General features: G+C 57.6%; 13 protein-coding genes and 1 pseudogene. 9 read left to right on the top strand and 5 right to left on the bottom strand.

Features of this window, described 5'->3' with window-relative positions; all coding sequences use genetic code 11:
- The first annotated feature begins 236 nt into the window (after nucleotides 1-236).
- On the top strand, nucleotides 237-1448 hold the full coding sequence (gene trpB / locus DA1_RS23800) for a tryptophan synthase subunit beta (RefSeq protein WP_034393401.1): 1212 nt from the start codon (nucleotides 237-239) through the stop codon (nucleotides 1446-1448).
- A gap of 142 nt (nucleotides 1449-1590) precedes the next feature.
- The gene (locus DA1_RS23795) at nucleotides 1591-2136 is read left to right on the top strand and encodes a PepSY domain-containing protein (protein WP_016445999.1); all 546 of its coding nucleotides are present in this window, start codon (nucleotides 1591-1593) and stop codon (nucleotides 2134-2136) included.
- Nucleotides 2137-2245: 109 nt separating this feature from the next.
- Here DA1_RS23795 and DA1_RS23790 read toward each other — a convergent pair whose 3' ends face one another.
- Entirely contained in the window at nucleotides 2246-2623 is a 378-nt protein-coding gene (locus DA1_RS23790; RefSeq protein WP_034393398.1) for a hypothetical protein, read from the bottom strand.
- A gap of 470 nt (nucleotides 2624-3093) precedes the next feature.
- On the opposite strand from DA1_RS23790, the gene DA1_RS30030 reads away from it, so the two are divergent.
- The 6 genes and pseudogenes from DA1_RS30030 (at nucleotide 3094) to DA1_RS23770 (ending at nucleotide 8727) form a co-directional block, all read left to right on the top strand.
- Nucleotides 3094-4569 carry an ATP-binding protein gene (locus DA1_RS30030; RefSeq protein ID WP_218017182.1) on the top strand — a complete coding sequence of 492 codons (1476 nt, stop codon included), beginning with the start codon at nucleotides 3094-3096 and terminating at the stop codon, nucleotides 4567-4569.
- Complete coding sequence (locus DA1_RS23785; RefSeq protein WP_051940753.1) at nucleotides 4553-5209, top strand: HNH endonuclease; 657 nt, start codon at nucleotides 4553-4555, stop codon at nucleotides 5207-5209. Before DA1_RS30030 ends, DA1_RS23785 begins: the two co-directional genes overlap by 17 nt.
- Nucleotides 5210-5587: 378 nt before the next feature.
- The gene (locus tag DA1_RS23780) at nucleotides 5588-6463 is read left to right on the top strand and encodes a toll/interleukin-1 receptor domain-containing protein (protein ID WP_051940750.1); all 876 of its coding nucleotides are present in this window, start codon (nucleotides 5588-5590) and stop codon (nucleotides 6461-6463) included.
- 18 nt (nucleotides 6464-6481) lie between these two features.
- Nucleotides 6482-7132: a DUF1780 domain-containing protein gene (locus DA1_RS30685; RefSeq protein ID WP_155294241.1), complete on the top strand. Its 651-nt coding sequence runs from the start codon at nucleotides 6482-6484 to the stop codon at nucleotides 7130-7132.
- Nucleotides 7133-7709: 577 nt separating this feature from the next.
- Nucleotides 7710-8153, top strand: a pseudogene (locus DA1_RS23775) (DUF1501 domain-containing protein); the annotation flags it as partial.
- A 136-nt stretch (nucleotides 8154-8289) separates the two neighbouring features.
- Nucleotides 8290-8727, top strand: a complete 438-nt coding sequence (locus DA1_RS23770; protein ID WP_034398531.1) for an SEL1-like repeat protein — start codon at nucleotides 8290-8292, stop codon at nucleotides 8725-8727.
- Nucleotides 8728-8876: 149 nt separating this feature from the next.
- Here DA1_RS23770 and DA1_RS23765 read toward each other — a convergent pair whose 3' ends face one another.
- The 4 genes from DA1_RS23765 to DA1_RS30680 form a co-directional block, all read right to left on the bottom strand.
- Nucleotides 8877-10640 (bottom strand): DEAD/DEAH box helicase, encoded by a 1764-nt coding sequence (locus tag DA1_RS23765; protein WP_034393389.1) that lies wholly within the window; start codon nucleotides 10638-10640, stop codon nucleotides 8877-8879.
- A 504-nt stretch (nucleotides 10641-11144) separates the two neighbouring features.
- On the bottom strand, nucleotides 11145-12725 hold the full coding sequence (locus tag DA1_RS23760) for an esterase-like activity of phytase family protein (protein ID WP_034393386.1): 1581 nt from the start codon (nucleotides 12723-12725) through the stop codon (nucleotides 11145-11147).
- Between the two features lie 122 nt (nucleotides 12726-12847).
- Complete coding sequence (locus DA1_RS23755; protein WP_013802488.1) at nucleotides 12848-13948, bottom strand: porin; 1101 nt, start codon at nucleotides 13946-13948, stop codon at nucleotides 12848-12850.
- Between the two features lie 222 nt (nucleotides 13949-14170).
- Nucleotides 14171-14461 (bottom strand): hypothetical protein, encoded by a 291-nt coding sequence (locus DA1_RS30680; protein WP_155294240.1) that lies wholly within the window; start codon nucleotides 14459-14461, stop codon nucleotides 14171-14173.
- A gap of 85 nt (nucleotides 14462-14546) precedes the next feature.
- On the opposite strand from DA1_RS30680, the gene DA1_RS23750 reads away from it, so the two are divergent.
- Nucleotides 14547-17039 (top strand): hybrid sensor histidine kinase/response regulator, encoded by a 2493-nt coding sequence (locus tag DA1_RS23750; RefSeq protein ID WP_034393382.1) that lies wholly within the window; start codon nucleotides 14547-14549, stop codon nucleotides 17037-17039.
- Nucleotides 17040-17239 lie beyond the last annotated feature (200 nt).

The raw sequence follows: 17239 nt of genomic DNA, 5'->3' as shown, positions 1-17239 counted from the left end.
GGGCATTCGGGTCGCCTTCTTTGATCTGACCTTTCTTGGCGAATCAAGAAAGGGCAGTCGGCTGCCGGGCCGAAACCCGGCCTCGAAAAACAACCACCCGGCAGGGCCAAAAACCAGAAACCCCGGTCAATCCAACCGGGGTTTTCTCTCTCGGCCACCCCCAACAGCCCTGCGTAAGCTGCCACGGCTACCCTGAATCGCCAGAGCGTCATCCATCACAACGAACACAAGCAGCCATGACCACTACACCCCCCACCTTCGCCCCCATGCCCACCGCAGAAGGCTACTTCGGCCCCTACGGCGGCCAGTTGGTCCCGCCCCACCTCAAGCAGGCCATGGACGACATCAACACCGCCTACGCCGAAATCACCAAACGCCAAGACTTCCAGCAGGAACTGGCCCAGCTCTTCGCCGACTACGTGGGCCGCCCCAGCCCCATCTTCCACGCGCGGCGCCTGTCGGAGCAGCTCGGCGGCGCACAGATCCACCTCAAGCGCGAAGACCTCAACCACACCGGCGCCCACAAGATCAACCACTGCCTGGGCGAGGCCCTGCTGGCCAAGTTCATGGGCAAGAAAAAGGTCATCGCAGAAACCGGCGCCGGCCAGCACGGCGTGGCCCTGGCCACGGCCTGCGCGCTGGTGGGCATTCCCTGCGAGATCCACATGGGCCAGGTGGACATCGAGAAGGAACACCCCAACGTCACCAAGATGCGCATCCTGGGCTGCAAGCTCGTGCCCGTCACACGCGGCGCGGCCACGCTCAAGGAAGCCGTGGACAGCGCCTTCGAGGAATACCTCACCAACCCCACCGACTACATCTACGCCATCGGCTCCGTGGTCGGCCCCCACCCGTTCCCGATGATGGTGCGCGACTTCCAGAGCATCATCGGCCGCGAGGCGCGCGAGCAATTCCAGACCAAACACGGCAAGCTGCCCGACCACGTGGCCGCCTGCGTGGGCGGCGGCTCCAACGCCATGGGCATCTTCACGGCCTTCCTGGGCGACGCCTCGGTCAAGCTCGTCGGCGTGGAGCCCTCGGGCGAAGGCACGGACAAGCCCGGCCGCCACGCAGCCACCCTCAGCATGGGCAAGCCCGGCGAAATCCACGGCATGAAGTGCTACGTGCTGGAAAACGCAGACGGCACGCCGGCTGCCGTGCACAGCATTGCCTCGGGCCTGGACTATCCGGGCGTGGGCCCGCAGCACAGCTACCTCAAGGACCTGGGCCGCGTGCAGTACGAATCCGTCACCGACAAGGAATGCCTGGACGCCTTCATGCAGCTGTCGCGCGTGGAAGGCATCATCCCCGCCCTGGAAAGCGCCCACGCCGTGGCCTGGGCCATGCGCGTGGCGCCCGGCCTGCCCAAGGACCAGCACATCCTCATCAACCTCTCGGGCCGTGGCGACAAGGACGCCGACTACGTGGCCAAGGTGCTGGGCCTCTGAACGCAGAGCTTGCGCTGAATCAAACCGCAGCACGCCGGAGGGGGCAAAGGGCGCCCTCTCCGACAACCGCTCTCCGGGACGGTGGAGACAATGGCCCCGACCGTTGTCTTGTCCAACCCCATTCCCGGAAGGAGCCATACCCATGAAGCCTGCCCCGTTCGCACGCACCGCCGCCCTCTCCATCGCCCTGGCCCTGACCTGCGCCACCGCCGCCCTGCCCGCCGCAGCCAAATCGGTGGCCGAATGGCAGACCATCACCAGCCAGGCCAAGATCCCGCTGGAGCAGGCCATCACCCGCGCCACCCAGGCCGTGCCCGGCAAGGCCATCGAAGCCCAGCTGGACGACGGCGATGGCATGGGCCCGCGCTACGAAATCGAAGTCATCACCCCGGCCGGCGACAGCGTGGAAGTCTGGGTCAACGCCATCACCGGCCAGGCCGCCCAGCACAAGAACGACGGCGCCGCCAAGCGCAAGGACCGCCAGCGCCTGGAAAAGGCCAAATCCACCATTGAGCAAGCCATCCAGGCCGCCACCCGCCACACCCCGGGCACACCCGTCAGCGCGGAATTGGACTCCCACTGGGGCCAGACCAGCTACCAGGTCGAAGTGCTGCAGGCCAACGGCACGCTCATGGAAGTCAAGATCGACGCCGTGGGCGGCGAAGTCATCCGGGCCAAGAAAGACTGACCCACGGCCCCCACCCGGCAGCGCGCTTCAGCATGGGGCGCGCTTTTTTTCGCGCATTTTTTGCCTCGCTCCCGCCATGCCCGCAGGCCATCCGCACCTGCTGCGCCCTTCAGGCCAACGCTACCGACACCCCCTCATCCGCAAACCGCTTCGCGGCCCTGAGCAGATAGCTCACGGCATAAAGAATGGGGTCGTCGGCCTCATCGCCATTGAGATGCTCCACCACCTCAATGGCATAGCCCAAGTTCACCGCCGTGTCGTGCAGCAGGCCCACCAGTTCCCTGTCTTCCGGCTCCAGCGACTGCGCCTGAGCGGCCTTCACGTAGTAGATGCGCAGCAGATCGCGACACACGCAATTGATGGCCGTGACCTTGTGGCGAGCGAGCAGGTCCAGCACATCCAGCGCGGCGCCCATGTGCAGGACGGCGTCTATGGCGAGGTCTTCGAGTTTGGGTGGGGGTGTGGTGGCGGGAGTGAGCTGAGGCATTGAAGTCCTGTCGAGAAGTATCGGTCCCAGAGCCACTGCACGCAGTGGAAGCGGGAGAACCGGACAACAAAGCTTCCGGCTTTGCTAAGTCTCTGTCTGCCACCTATAGTTGGAATTTCGTAAAGCTGCAGGGTCCCTCCGAAGAGAGATTTCTGAAAAGTCCTGGCGTACGAGCAGTCTTCAGTATCTGCGACGTATGGAGGCGTTGCACCGAGGAATCTGGAAGGGTAGAGACAGAGTTGACAACAACTTAACCCTATGTACGCCATAGTGCGCTGGGCGGTTCACCAATTGAATTTAGTCGCAAGGAAAATACACTACAAACAGGTACGGGCGACGACGCAAATCGAATAACTAGATCTACTGAATGAGCAAAGTTAAGGTTTTAATGAGACTGGCCGCAGGATCGCCACTTCTATAGGAAAACGTAAAAATCGAATTGCAGAAACCAAGGTACACTTATCCATGAATTGCTGCTCACACTGTTTTCCACAAGACACCCTTGCAAAGATTTTCAAGTTAAACTAAGGCAAGTCAAATTTTTATTTGAAATTTTCAATAAAATGATTAAAAGCTATCACACAAAAGAAAAGTCATTCAATATATTACCTTCAGGATATGGGCTTTTCTCTGGATCAAATGCATTTACGATAATAGTTGGAAAAAACGGCACAGGGAAAAGCAGACTGCTTAGAAGTATGGTCCTTGGTTTGCTATCAAAGTTCAGTTCACCAATCACTCTTGACAGAGAAGACAAGCTACTGGAACTAAATTCCACTAGAGGCACACTAGACCACAACAATCTTCCTCAAAAAATAATATGCGTCTCCACCAGTCCATTTGACAAATTCCCAATATTAAGCGAACAACATGCATCTAATCCTTATATTTACCTTGGATTAAAAGGCATTTCCAGCAACAATCCAAGCACCAGCTATATGGCAAAAATAATAGCTGAATTGGTCAAATCAATAATCAAACCCAAAGGCAACGCCCTTGAAATAGTAAGAGTGCTAAATTATCTCGGTTATGCCGGAAAAATCGAGTGTACCTTCTCTACATATATTGCATCAAAAACTCGAAAAACAATTAAAGATATTAAAGATAGCGGCAATTTTTCCATCAAAGATGGAATCGGAATAAAAGACAACACTCCATTTAACTCGCTTATTTTAATAAATGACTATATTTTCCCCAATGCAGCAAACAATGACGACAAAGAAATATCACTCAACTACCTTACAAAATTATCAGAAAATAAAACTAAACCAAGAATTGATCTAACAATAGATGAATTTGGAGTAACCTTTAAGGGAGATGCCTCTACCAGAGAAGCTTTGGCATTGATTGCAACAGGTCATGCCAAGCTTCGCAGTGTCAAGCTGGAGAAAATTGATACTGGCAAGTTAAACATAACAGATGCCAGCTCCGGAGAGCAATCGGTTGTAATGAGTATGCTGGGGATAGCAAGCCAGATAGAAAATAACTCACTGATTTGCATAGATGAGCCAGAAATCTGTTTGCATCCTGAGTGGCAAGAACGCTACATCCATCTTCTCTTAGAGACATTTGAAAAATATCGCGGATGTCAATTCATAATTGCCACACACTCCCCTCAATTAATTGCAGAGCTTTCTCAAGCAAATTGCTTTGTTATGAGCATGGAAGATGGCAAGGCAAATAAAGCACTGGATTTTTCAAATCGCTCTATAGATTTTCAACTGGCCAATGTATTTAAGACCCCAGGAAGAAGAAACGAATACCTCAACAGAATTGCAGTTAATTTATTCATTAGAATTTCCAAAAATAAAAACTTCGATATTGAAGATGAAAATGAAATGAGAATACTGAACGAAGTATTTGGGAAAATTAACTCAGACGATCCACTAAAGGAATTAATTTCGGCATTGCAGCTTATTTGGAGAAAATATGGCCGAAATCAATGACCCAATAAAGTACACATCAGATCAACTAAAAATAATAAAAGACAAACTTAACGACCCAAATTTCAACCATAATTGTTGGTCTTCCGAAGATTTGGAGCATCTCAGAAAATCTGTCAGAGATTATTATAGAATCAAACAAAATGGGAAATGCGCTTATTGCCAAAATAATATTTCTTTGGAATCTGCCGCAAACTGTCAAGTCGAACATATTGTGCCAAAGTCAAGAGTATTGAAGTTCATTTTTGAACCAAAAAATCTATGTGTAATATGCGCAGATTGCAACCAAATAAAAAGGAGTAAAGAAATTTTAGGAAAAGAAGAAGATACCACGGCAAACAAAAAACCTCTGCGATACCCAAAATCTAGCAATTCTTTTTTAATAGTACATCCTCATTTCGATACATATAACGAGCACATTGAGAAATTTGGACAATACTTTTTCGATATTACTGCAAAAGGGCACTTTACAATTGGGGTATGCGTCTTAAATCGTCGGCTTAGGGAGTTTGGTTGGGAAGAACAGATAATTGATGAGAATATTATAGAGAGTCTTATGAGAAATTACATGGAAAATCCAGATAAAGTGCAACGAGATAGGGCACTCAGATCTTTAATCGGCTATGTCACTAGATATAATTAACTCGCATATTATCTTTATTGAAACGGTTTCTGCAGAATTCCCAACTTTTTGCGACACAAAGGCTTGGAGTGGAGACTGGTTACGCGGACACAGGCTGAGGCACCAGCTTGCCTATCATTGCGCAAGGAGGCGGCAAACGATATTAGGGTTGATGCTACAACGCCGAGCATCCCTACAATGCCCTAAACTATATTACTCCAAACGCGCTGAAGCTGAAAATCTGACTTACCTCAACCGAGTTTCCTTACAAAATAACTCGCTCGGAAAACCCGAGTAGTTATTGTGCACCGCTCTGCCTTAGAAAGGCATGCTGTTAACGCGACTGCTCGTACTGAGTGTATCCCTAACATTTTTTATTTTTAGCACAAGGAGAGTTCAGTGAACAAGAGCATTTTTTTAAGCCACACGTACACCGACAAGACATTCGTCCGTAAGTTAGCAGCTGATCTTGAGGCCCACGGTATCAGGTATTGGCTCGATGAAGCCGAAATCAAAGTAGGTGAATCTCTCATTGAAAAAATACGCCAAGGTTTGGATGAAGTAGATTACGTCGCTGCAGTTCTATCCCCCAATTCAATTGCATCTCCATGGGTCCAGCGCGAATTAGATGTTGCAATGAATCAAGAAATTTCCGGACGAAAAATCAAGGTGCTTCCTCTGATCTATCGGAAGTGCGACCTCCCTGGTTTTTTGCTTGGGAAATTTTACGCTGACTTCACCAATGATTCAGAATATCACTTGGGACTGAAACGACTTGTAGAAAGTATTGGCATTGTATTCAACAAGTCAATTCTTGATACAAGTCACACGGGAGCCACATTGGGCGAGGCGCTTGACCGTGCTACCACCTTCAATCTGCCTATTCTTTTTAGACCATTCCATAGACCTTTTCAGTACATGGGAATGAAAATCGAAGAGGCTCTTGAGGCGGTTGGTGGTGACCTTAACGAGGCAGGCAACATCATCGTAGAAAATGATGAATGCAGAATGTTCTTAGAGCGGGAGGGTAGCTATGTTAGCTTCATTGAAATTGATCTCAAGCGTACTGCGCCCTTCAATCAAAACCAAAAGTTCGATCCAGAGCCAATACTGGGTGCACTAAGCATCAACCCCAGCGAACTGGATCTAGTCCGAATACAGACACACTGCCACACCTACTATGATCACAAGAAAAAGTTAAAGGTAAATGTTATGTGCGTGCATGATGGTGGGCCTATAACTGTTTCCTTCAGTTCAAAATATTATGGCATGTAATGAGGAAAAACATCGCGCTTGTATATTCCCATGTCTCGCTCTAAATTACATAAACCCTTACTGGCAACAATGCCGTCTATACCAGACCCTCCGGAACCTGAGTTGGGCGATGATCGATTCTCTAGGAAATTTAAAAACTGGCGTGAGTGGAGAAATACAGTCGATTTTTTGACCAATCTTCATATTGGCGTTGACGACTCTCAGGTTTTCTGCAGCCCGCAAGACCCCCCTGATGTTTTTTACCAAGATGCAGCTTTCGAGGTTAAGGAGATCATGGACGAAGGGCGCCGCAGACACGAAGAGGCTAAGCAGGCTCGCAATAACTCTCTACACGGCAATGGAAAATCATACATAAAATCAAGATTTGCGATTGACTTATTCCCCGCAGACGCAGCTCAGCTAGTCTTGAAGCATTTAAATTCCATTAATAGCCGTTATTTACCCGGCATGAAGGAAAGAACAGATATATTATTCTACATAAATAAAATAAATCACTGGTTCGATGATGGTCCTGTACCTAGCAACGAGTTATTTGAGCCTTACGGTTGGCGTTCAGTCTCTGCGGTAATCTTCAACAACGTGAGCATTGTTTTTCAGACTAGCAATAGTGCTCCACAGTTTCTTCGAGATAACCTTGGAAAGGCCCGACTTAGGAGCGAACCTATTTAAATATTCTGGTGCCCGCGACTAGTGATGGTCCTCCGAAAGCTCGGAAACGCTGCCCCGTGCAGACGCACCGCACTCAGGTGTACGGTCCCAAGACGTCATGCCGCATTCTTCAGCCCGGAACAGAAGAAAGCCCTATGCCAATCCGCCTGCATGGTTGCCCCCACACAACGCTGCGCATTCCCTAAGAACGCAGGCAGTCGAGCGGCACCCATCGGTCTTTGCCCAGGCTCTACAGCGTCAACCCTGTATACCGCCCCTGCCGCCCCGCCGTATAACGTCTCGACACGCTTTAGGGCTGCAAGGTGGCTGCGCACCTCCGAGATCCTTGAAACACTCTGCGCCAGGCGCCGAAGAGCGAGGCTGTTCGTTGCCACGACCCGGCCGCTGCCTGGAAACCTCACAACACAGGCTGCAGCCTCCACGCTGCAGCCGCCCGACCGCGCGCCCGCAGATTCCTTGCCTGCCTGCGCAGAACCCGGCCACCTCGGCCACGGACCGAAGAGCACACAGATCCCCCCGCCCTGACCTCCTCCCTTGCAGCAGCGCTGCTGGTGGCCTGCGGGGGCCGTGGGGGCGATTCGACAACCTGATCGCCAACCAGCCGCAGCTACTCGACAAGGTGAGCAGCGCCATGACGCCCTTCTACAACGCCACGGCCGAACTCGGCGTGGCCGACAAGGTCACGGCCTTCACCGCGTCGGACTTCGGCCGCACGCTGACTTCCAACGGCGACGGCTCGGACCATGGCTGGGGCAGCCACCACTTCGTCGTGGGCGGCGCGGTGCGTGGCGCGTCCTTCTATGGCGCGCCACCGCCCATCAGCGTGGGCAACGGCAGCGGCAGCGAAGACCAGTGGCATGTCGGCCAGGGGCGCCTGTTGCCCAGCACTGCCGTGGACCAGTACGCCGCCACCCTGGCGCGCTGGTTCGGCGTGGCGAATACCGAGCTGGCGGGGGTGCTGCCGCATATCGGCAACTTCGGCGGCTCGGCCTATCCCATCGATCTGGGGTTCATGGGCTGAAGCCGTGGGCGCCAGGCCTGCACGGCCGATTCGAATCAGCCTCTGGGTGGCCCTGAGGGCGCCTTTGAAGATTCCGAATTTTCAGGGATCGGGATTGCGAAGACGATGGGGCCACTCAGTTCAAGTGGAGACAAAAATGCGATTCGAATTCCGCCCAATTGCCACCCCAATTGCCACGCTGGCACGGCATGGCTTGTTCATCGCAGCGGCCCTGTCCGGCGCGCTGGCGCAGGCGGCACCGTTGCCGTTTGACATGGCCACCACGTCCGAGCAGCGGTTTCAACTGGCCCTGGAGGCGCAGACTGCGGGTGACTACGCCACCATGCTCGCGTTGCTGCGCCAGGCGGCCCGGGATGGCGAGCCACAAGCCCAGGAAACACTGGCATGGATTCTTCTGGCAGGCCCAACCCTGTATGGCACCGCGGTGAAAGCGGATCGCTGTGAAGCAGTGCACTGGCTGCGGCAAGCCGTGGCAAAAGGGAATCAAACGGCCAAAAGCCAGTTGGATTTCCTGAACCGCCTGCGCAATGCGCCGAGTGGCAAGATGGCGTGCGCATCCGAGTGGGAAGGGTGACATGCGCAAAATCCTTTTCGGATCGCAGCGCCATCCTCAAGAATGCGCTGCGGGTGCAACGCCACTGGGACCACGCCTGGAGCCCTGACCACCGCACCACGGACTTGTGCCTGTCCTCGCCCTGCCCTCACCCCGCATTCATCCCGCATTCACCCCGCATCCACCAGCGCCTTCGCAAACGCCCCTTCTCCCGCCACAGTCAACACCAGTTTTTGTGTCGCCCGAGTCGCAGCCACATAGAACAGTTTGGCCTCGTCCGCCGCATCTTCGCCTTCACGCGGCATCTGCCCCACTCCTGCAACGGCCACGACCGGGAACTCCAATCCCTTGCTGGCGTGCATTGTCATCACTTTGATGGTGTCGGCCAGCGGATCGAAGTCACCTGAGCGATGTCGCACGCGATGCGGCAGTTTTCGGCGGCCAAGTGCCATGGCGCACTGGTTCATGGAGTCGTGATCGCGGCACAGGATGGCCATGTCACCCCAGGCGTGGCCTTCCTGATGCGCCGCAGCCAGCAGCTCGGCGATCTTGGCGGGCTCGTCCCGCAAGCTCGGCAGGCGCACGATCAGCGGCTCCTGCCCTTCGCGGCCGCAGCTGATGGGTTGCACCAGCGGAACACCGTCATCATCCTGGGCATTGGGTTGCAGGAACTCGGCGGCGACGCGGTTGGCGATTTGCAGAATCTGCCTGGTGTTGCGGTAGTTGATCTTGAGAATGGTTGTGCGCCCTGAGGCCTGGATTCCCACGCTTTTGAAGCTGAACCCACGCGCCTTGCTCTTGCCATAGATGTTCTGGGCGCTGTCGTACAGGATCAACAGGCTGTTGGTCTCAGGGTCCACCATCTGGGTGACGAGCTTGAGCCATTCAGGCTGAAAGTCGTGCCCCTCGTCGACCATCACGGCCTGGTACTGCCCGGACGGAATCTGTTGCCGGTCCAAGCCGCGAATCACAAACTCCACCATCTGATCAAACATGCCTGGGCCCTGAGCGGGTAGCGTCTGACCATAGGCCACCAATTGCTGGCGACACCACTTGTGGAAGTTGCGGGCGTGCACCCGATCGGCCAGGCCCTTGGCCGCAAACCAGGCATTGAGCTTCACTGCCAAGGGCTCGTTGTAGCAGAGCACGAGGATGGGCTTGGTCGAAGCGGTCTTGGCCAGGTGTTCCGCACGATAGCCAAGAATCATGGTCTTGCCTGAGCCGGCAACTCCGTGGATCACGCGATGCCCATCGCCCAGGCTGCGCGCGAGTTGCTCCTGCTGCAAGTCCATGACGCGCATGATGTCCGGCAGCTCGTCCGCGTCTTCCGGCAGAAGGCTGCCTTGCACCGGAACACGCACCTGCGGGAACATGATCCACCGCGTGCGCTCGAGCTGCGGCACCGACATGGCTTTGCCGAAAGCGTGGGGGAACATGTTCCACAGGCGCTGCTGGAAAGCCTCGGCATCAACGGATTCCAGCATCTCGTCCTTGCAGATGACGAGATGCGCATCAATCGTCTGGTCCAGTGCAGACTCTTCAAACTGCTTGCGCGTGATGTTGGTGAACACCACGCCGCTGCCCCAGGGAAATGCCAGCTTTCCCTGATGAGGGCCTTCGCCGTGAATGAGTTGCTGATCTCGCTCCAGCGCATTGACCACTTGAATGGCGCAGTGTCGCGCCTGAGCTGCCGGATTGATGACGACCTTGGGTCTTCCATCCACGATGAGCGTCCAGGCCTGTTTGGTCGCCTCTTGAACCGTCTCGAGCCGCCAATCCTTGGTCTCAAGAATCAGAACGCCCCTGCGTGGATGAATGACGACGAAGTCAGGATGCGTCTGCTTGGGACCGATGGGTACGTCATACCAAAGCATGTAATCGTCTTCGAGCTTTTGCTCCAAACGCTCGGCCAGCCGTCGCTCGCCAGGCGTCATGCGCCCAACGCACGCCCCCATCGCAGGAATCAGTACCGCCACTTTCTTCTCCTCCACAGAGCGGCTGAGGATACCGCACGCGCCATCTCTTCAGGAATTCGATGACTGGCCAATCCCAAGCCATCGAAAATCCGGAATTGAATTCTGAACGGCTCTCTGTTGAATTTCCTCGACTCGCGGGGAAAACAGCATGGAATTTGAAGGCGCTTCTGAAATGGCCAGCAGATGGGGATTTGATTGTGGGAGTGATCGGCTCGGACGTATGCCTGTCATCTACGCACTCAACGACTACCGCTTTGGGCAATGCCGGAACACTGCCGAAGGTCGAAAGGACCAGTCATTGCGGCAAGCCCACACTTGCGCCGCAACGGCGGCGCCGTGCCAGAGGAAGCGGCATCAGCGTTGCGGCCCGTCGCAGCGCCTTCGCGCTGGACGAACCGCCCTGGATCGCCGTGGCCCCGTTGTCTTGCCTATGCCATGCAGTCGCAGTCGTAGTCCAGTCGTTCAGGGAGCGCCGTATTCGCTCAGCTTCTTGCTGAACCCAAAGGTCCACAGTCGCTGCGTGCGATCGTTGACGTCATTGGTGGTAAAGCGCAGGCTCGCCGCGCCCTTGGCGCATTGGCCGTCGTTCACGATCTTGCCTTCGGCGTCCACCATGCATTTGGTGACGTCCGAGCCTTCGATTGCCTTGCCGCTGGCGTCCAGCACGGCCAGCGAAACACCGAAGTCGGTGTCGTTGGTCAGCGCCAGCGTGTAGTCATCGACCAGTGCCAGGCCTTCGGCCTTCTCGGCCACCCAGCCGGTGGCGTTCAGGTTGAAGAGCCGGGTCTTCTTGAGCGTCACGACCTTGGAATAGTCCGAGCCATTGACCGGCTTGCCAGTCAGGCTGCTCTTTTCCAGGTCGGAGCCCAGCGCGGTGATGTCGGTGGCGTTGGCCGGAAACTCGATCAGAACCAGATCGTTGAAGACTTTCTTGTCCTTGCCCGTGCCTTGCTCGATGGCGATGAATTTCCCCTTGCCCAGTGAGACCACATCACCCAGCTTGGCATTGCCGGTCTTGCCTTGGTTGTACCAGCGGCTGTCCACGGGCAAGGCAAACAGGCGGGTTTTCTCGGTGGTCGGGTCAAACTCCACCCAGCGCACAAAGCGAGCGTAGTCGCGCACGTTCTCCGACTTGCCTGTGGCGTCGGCAACGGCAGTGGTGGTGTAGTCGGCCTTGCCGTCGTCCAGGGGGCTTTGCAGGAAACCGTGCAGCTTGCCGCTGGCCACATCAATGCTCAGCCCCTCCATGCCACGGTTGGCGCGGCGCTTGGCGAGAATGGCCGGCAGATCGGCCGCGCCAGTGCCGGGCCCGTATTTCTTCTGGATGATGCCGGTGGCCGGGTCGATCTTCACGATGAAGGGTCCGTATTCGTCGGACACCCACAGCACATTGCGTGCGGCATCCACCACCACGGATTCTGTGTCCAGGCCGAATTCGCTGTAGCCCTTGGCCTTGCCGGGATAGGTGAAGGAGTCGTCCAGGACTTGCTCGCCCGTGTTGCCTGTGATGCCCCGTGGCTGCACGCGGCCGTTGGCATTCTGTGTGGCGCTGAATCTGAGCGGCAGGGTGGAGACGAGCCTGGCTCCGTCCTTTCCGAGGGCGATCACGCCGATGGACGGAGTGAAGTTGGGCGAGGGAAACACCGTGGAACTGGCGAAGCCCGCGGGATTGGAGCCGTCGGTGATCTGCGTGACCGGGCCGGTGGTCGCGTTCGGGCCGCGATCGGTGATGGCGTAGAACTCCAGCGTGCCGTCGGCACGCCTGCCCTTCAAGGCCAGGCCCGAACCGTAGGCTGGCAGAAATCCCTTGGGGAAATCGGCCTTGGTAGCGGGGTGTTGGCCTTCGTAGGGGAAATAGAACCTGTCGTCGAACTGGACGTCCTGGTGCGTGACGGTGGCGCGGATGCTGCCGACGCCGGTGGTCTGCGTCACCGTCTCGGAGCCGGCGACCTGGAGCGGGCGGGTGTCGGCGCAGGCGCTCAGCAAGGCAGCCGCGGCGGCGATCACTGCCATCAGGCAGGAAGAAGAAGTGGGGGGGCGCATGGCGAGTAGGTCTTGAGAAGAAGAGGCAAGCCTGATAAGCAGATAGGCAGATCGGCAGGCCCTGCGTGGCAAGGGCCTGCCCCACCTTGAAGGCTTCGTTTCTGGAAAAGGCGCTGTGCCGCTCAGAACGAGTGGCTGATGCCCAGATCCACACCGGTCGAGCCGGCGTTGGCCACACCCGCAGGGCCGCCGATCAGGCCGACGCTGGCGCCGTTCTTGTTGTTGACACGCGCCAGCCCTGCGTACAGAGAGGTGCGCTTGGAGAAGTCGTAGACATATCCGATCGAATACTTGTCGGCCTTGCCGCCGCTGCGCGTGAGGGCAGAGGCGTTGCCGCTGAACTTGGCGCTGGCGTACTTGACGCGCAAGCTGCCTGGCCCCATGGGGATGGTTGCGCCCAGGTAGAAACCGTCCACCTTCCCGGAGGTTGCGCCGTTGACGGGCTCCCACTTCAGGCTGTTGTATCCGCCATTAAGCAGGAAACTGCCGAAGTTGTACGAGGCGCCCAGCACCAGGTCTTCGAGATCGCTGGTTGCAGCGATGGCGCTGGGCGAAGCCACGGCTGCGGTGCCGTCGATCCTGCCGTAGCCGATACCCACGTTCAGCGGGCCAGAGCGATAGCCCAGGTTGCCGCCTATGTACCTGCGGGCCTTGCTTGCGCCAGAGCCGGAGGCGTTCTCGTCGCCAAAGGAAACCGAGAACTGGCCATAGACACCGCCCAAGTCGCTCGGCAGGAAGTAGCCCACGGCGTTGCTGATGCGCGTGCGGTCGACCACGCCGCTTTGGCTGGCGGCGTTGTAGGCAGTCTGGCGGATCGTCTGGAACAGATTGGCCTGCACGCCGGTGGTGGTGTCGGGGCCCGCGAAAGCGGTGAAGATGTTGTAGCTGGGGGTGTAGTCGCGACCCAGCCGGATCTCGCCCCAGGAATTGTTGCTCAGCCCGATCGTGGAGCGGCGCTCGAAGCCAAGGGAGCCGCTGCTGCCGCCAGTGCCGACATCGGGGTTGAGGCCGCCTTCAAGCCAGAGCTGAGCTCTGTTGCCGCCGCCGAGGTCCTCCGTGCCACGCAATCCAAGCAGACTGGTCTTGCCTTGGCTGGAGTTCAGCGCATTGAGCCTGTTGCTGCCGGACTTGGCAATGGTGACGCCGACGTCCACCACACCAAAAATGGTGACGGAAGATTGTGCCAAGGCCAGGCTGGAAGAAGAGGCGAAGAATGTGCCCATCGCGAGTCCCAGAATGCGCGAGCACGTTTTTTGATTTTTCATTGGCGAGATACGAACTGAACTTATTAATGAGAATGACGGTAGCCTCCTGCCACCGCTGCGGGAACTCTAGGCAACACATAAGTATTCTTCGTGACAGCTGTGCTGTGTGACATGAAAGTCACAGCAGCGGCGGTGCCTGCGGCACGTTTCCTGCAGGGAAGCCCTCTCGCCGCCCCCCCTTCAGCCATGGCCTGCACGACGGGGCAGATCATTCATTGCCGATTTGTTTGATTCATATTCGAGAAATTGGCGGAAATATGCATCCTTTGCCATTTTCTCAATAAGGTTCTCGACTTCCATATTTTCAATGGCGCATTTCGAGCGTTCGTCGACCGATTCATCGGTCATTGGGGACCCAAATTCAGCCCATTGCACGGCCAATTCAACCCAATAGTCCCTGGGAGGCCGAAAGCTCACAAGAATTGCCGCACCGAGGACTACAGCCTCAACATCGGTCGCACCAGCAGTCACAGCTATGATCCCCAGGCAGCATCACCGTCCCCGCCAGCGGCGAGTTGCCCCCTCTCCTCCACCCAACGCCCCGCCCCATTCCCCCATGATCCAAGCGTCTGACGAGATTGCCCTGCTTCGGGCTGAAAACGCCCGGCTGCGGGCGCAGCTGGCGATTGCCACGGCGGGCCATGCCAGCGCCGTGCAGGGCGCGGGCACCAGCGATAAGGACCCCTTCGATGCGCAGGTGGCAGACCAAAAGACGCTGTTTTCGGATTTCATTGAGCATCTGCCGATAGGCCTGTGCCTGGTGAGCAAGGGCGGCAAGGTGCTGATGTCCAACCCGGCCTACCGCCATTTCCTGCCGGAGACCCCCATCCCTTCGCTGCTGTCGGCCGAGGAAGACCGGGGGCGCTGGCGCAGTTGGGACAAGGATGGCAAGCCCGTCCCCCGCGACCAGTTTGTGGCTGCCCGCGCGTTCCGCGGGGAGCTGGTGGTGCCGGGTGTTGACTGCGTCTATGACACGCCCCAGGGGCTCGAAGTATGGACGCGCGTGTTCGGGGTGCCGCTGCGCAATGCAGACAAGGAAGTCGTGGCCACGGCCATCGCCATTCTGGACATCGATGCGGAACGGCGGGCGCTGGACATGTTGCGCCAGAGCGAGGAACGGCTGGATGCGCTGGTGCGGTCCTCGTCGGAGGTGCGCTACTCCATCAGTGCGGACTGGAGCGAGCTGCACCAGCTGGCAGGCGGCGGGTTCATCCCTGACACGCAGGCGTCCAACACGAACTGGCTGGAAGACTACATCCCCCCGGAGGACCGCGACCTGGTGCGCGCGGAGATCGCGCGGGCCATACGCACGAAGACCGACTATGTGATCGAGCACCGGGTGAACCGGGTCGATGGCAGCGTGGGCTGGGCGTTCTCGCGCGCCGTGCCGCTGTTCGATGCCGCAGGCGCCATCACCGGCTGGCTGGGAGCGGCCTCCGACATTACCGAGCGCAAGCAGGCCCAGGCCGCGCTGGAGCGCTTGAATGCCACGCTGGAGGAACAGGTGGCAGAGCGCACGGCCGACCGCAACGCGCTGTGGCAGCTGTCATCCGACATCATGATGCGCTGCACGTTCGAGGGCATCATCACTGCGGTCAACCCGGCCTGGACCGAGGTATTGGGCTGGCGTGAAGACGAGCTGCTGGGCACAACGCTTTTTCATCTCATCCATCCGGAGGATCTGGCGCGCACCATCCAGGACACGCAGGAGCTGGCCACAGGCATGGCGCATGCCAGGTTTGACAACCGGTATCGCCATCGGGACGGTAGCTACCGCTGGATCTCCTGGTCCACGCGTTCGGCGGCAGGCCGCATCAACGCCGTGGGCCGCGACATCACCTCCGAAATGGCCAAGGCCGAAGCGCTGGCCAAGGCGCAGGAGCAACTGCGCCAGTCGCAGAAGATGGAGGCGGTGGGCCAGTTGACGGGCGGCCTTGCGCACGACTTCAACAACCTGCTGGCGGCCGTCATGGGCAATCTGGAGCTGCTGCAGCGGATGCTGGCGCGCGGCCAGGTGGACAACCTCACGCGCTTCATCCATGGAGCGCAGGGGGCGGTGCGGCGCGCCGCCACGCTCACGCAGCGGCTGCTTGCGTTCTCGCGCCGGCAGATCCTGGACTCCAAGCCCACCGATATGGCCGCGCTCCTGGCCGATTGGGAGGACCTGCTGCGAAGGACGGTGGGCGCCAGCGTGGACATAGACATCGTGCCGGCAGCCCATCTGTGGCATGTGCAAATCGATGGAACGCAGCTGGAGAACGCCATCCTGAACCTGTGCATCAACGCCCGCGATGCCATGCCAGAAGGCGGCCGGCTGACCATCAGGACAGCCAACATCGAGCTTGAAGAGGCGGCAGCCCGGGAGTGGGACCTTCCGCCGGGCGGCTATGTGTCGCTGTGCGTCACCGACACGGGTACCGGCATGTCGGAGCAGACCATTGCGCGCGCCTTCGAGCCGTTCTACACCACCAAGCCGGTGGGCCATGGAACAGGGTTGGGGCTGTCGATGATCTACGGTTTCGCACGGCAATCGGGAGGAGCGGTCAGGATCTTCTCCAAGCCGGGCCAGGGCACCACGGTCTGCCTGTATCTGCCCAGGTGCGACGCCGCGCCCGTTGCAGAACGCGCGGTCGATGCGGCAAGGCAGGTGGTGGTTCCTGCCCAAAGGACCTTGCTGGTCGTGGATGACGAAGCCCCGATCCGCCATCTCATCGACGAGGCGCTTGTCGACCTGGGCTACACGGTGCTTGCCGTGGCCGATGCAGCCGCCGCGCTGCAGGTACTGCGCGCCGGAACCCGGGTGGACATGCTGATCACGGACATGAGGCTGCGCGGCGGAATGAACGGCAAGCAGCTTGCCGACGAGGCGCGCCTGGCCCGTTCCGACCTGCCGGTGCTCTTCATCACCGGGTTCACCGAGGCATCTCCGCTCAGCCAGGAAAACCTGCACCCCGGTACGCAGCTTCTGACCAAGCCGTTCACATTGGATGCGCTGGCGCTCAAGGTGGCGGAGATTCTGGGCAGTACAGACGCTGTGCCATCGGACTGAGTTGCGCGGCTGGCGCCGTGGTGACCCGCAGATTCCGGGCGCCTGTCTCGCAGCTCAAACCCTGCCATATCGCATCTCCCTCGGCCCTCGTAGTGGCTATGTGGGCAGACTCGATCGCCGACGACAAAGGGGCACTGCCAAAGCGGCAAGAGCACTCGGATGCACGGCACCAGGAACTTACGGATTCATCAAGCCTGCGA

Origin of the sequence: Delftia acidovorans NBRC 14950 (assembly GCF_001598795.1) — a bacterium.
GTDB lineage: Bacteria > Pseudomonadota > Gammaproteobacteria > Burkholderiales > Burkholderiaceae_C > Comamonas > Comamonas acidovorans.
This window is presented reverse-complemented; position numbering and strand designations above follow the sequence as displayed.

Coding starts and splice junctions, on each gene's coding strand:
- trpB (WP_034393401.1), top strand. CDS start 237: ATGACCACTACACCCCCCACCTTCGCCCCCATGCCCACCGCAGAAGGC.
- DA1_RS23795 (WP_016445999.1), top strand. CDS start 1,591: ATGAAGCCTGCCCCGTTCGCACGCACCGCCGCCCTCTCCATCGCCCTG.
- DA1_RS23790 (WP_034393398.1), bottom strand. CDS start 2,623: ATGCCTCAGCTCACTCCCGCCACCACACCCCCACCCAAACTCGAAGAC.
- DA1_RS23785 (WP_051940753.1), top strand. CDS start 4,553: ATGGCCGAAATCAATGACCCAATAAAGTACACATCAGATCAACTAAAA.
- DA1_RS23770 (WP_034398531.1), top strand. CDS start 8,290: ATGCGATTCGAATTCCGCCCAATTGCCACCCCAATTGCCACGCTGGCA.
- DA1_RS23765 (WP_034393389.1), bottom strand. CDS start 10,640: ATGACGCCTGGCGAGCGACGGCTGGCCGAGCGTTTGGAGCAAAAGCTC.
- DA1_RS23760 (WP_034393386.1), bottom strand. CDS start 12,725: ATGCGCCCCCCCACTTCTTCTTCCTGCCTGATGGCAGTGATCGCCGCC.
- DA1_RS23755 (WP_013802488.1), bottom strand. CDS start 13,948: ATGGGCACATTCTTCGCCTCTTCTTCCAGCCTGGCCTTGGCACAATCT.
- DA1_RS23750 (WP_034393382.1), top strand. CDS start 14,547: ATGATCCAAGCGTCTGACGAGATTGCCCTGCTTCGGGCTGAAAACGCC.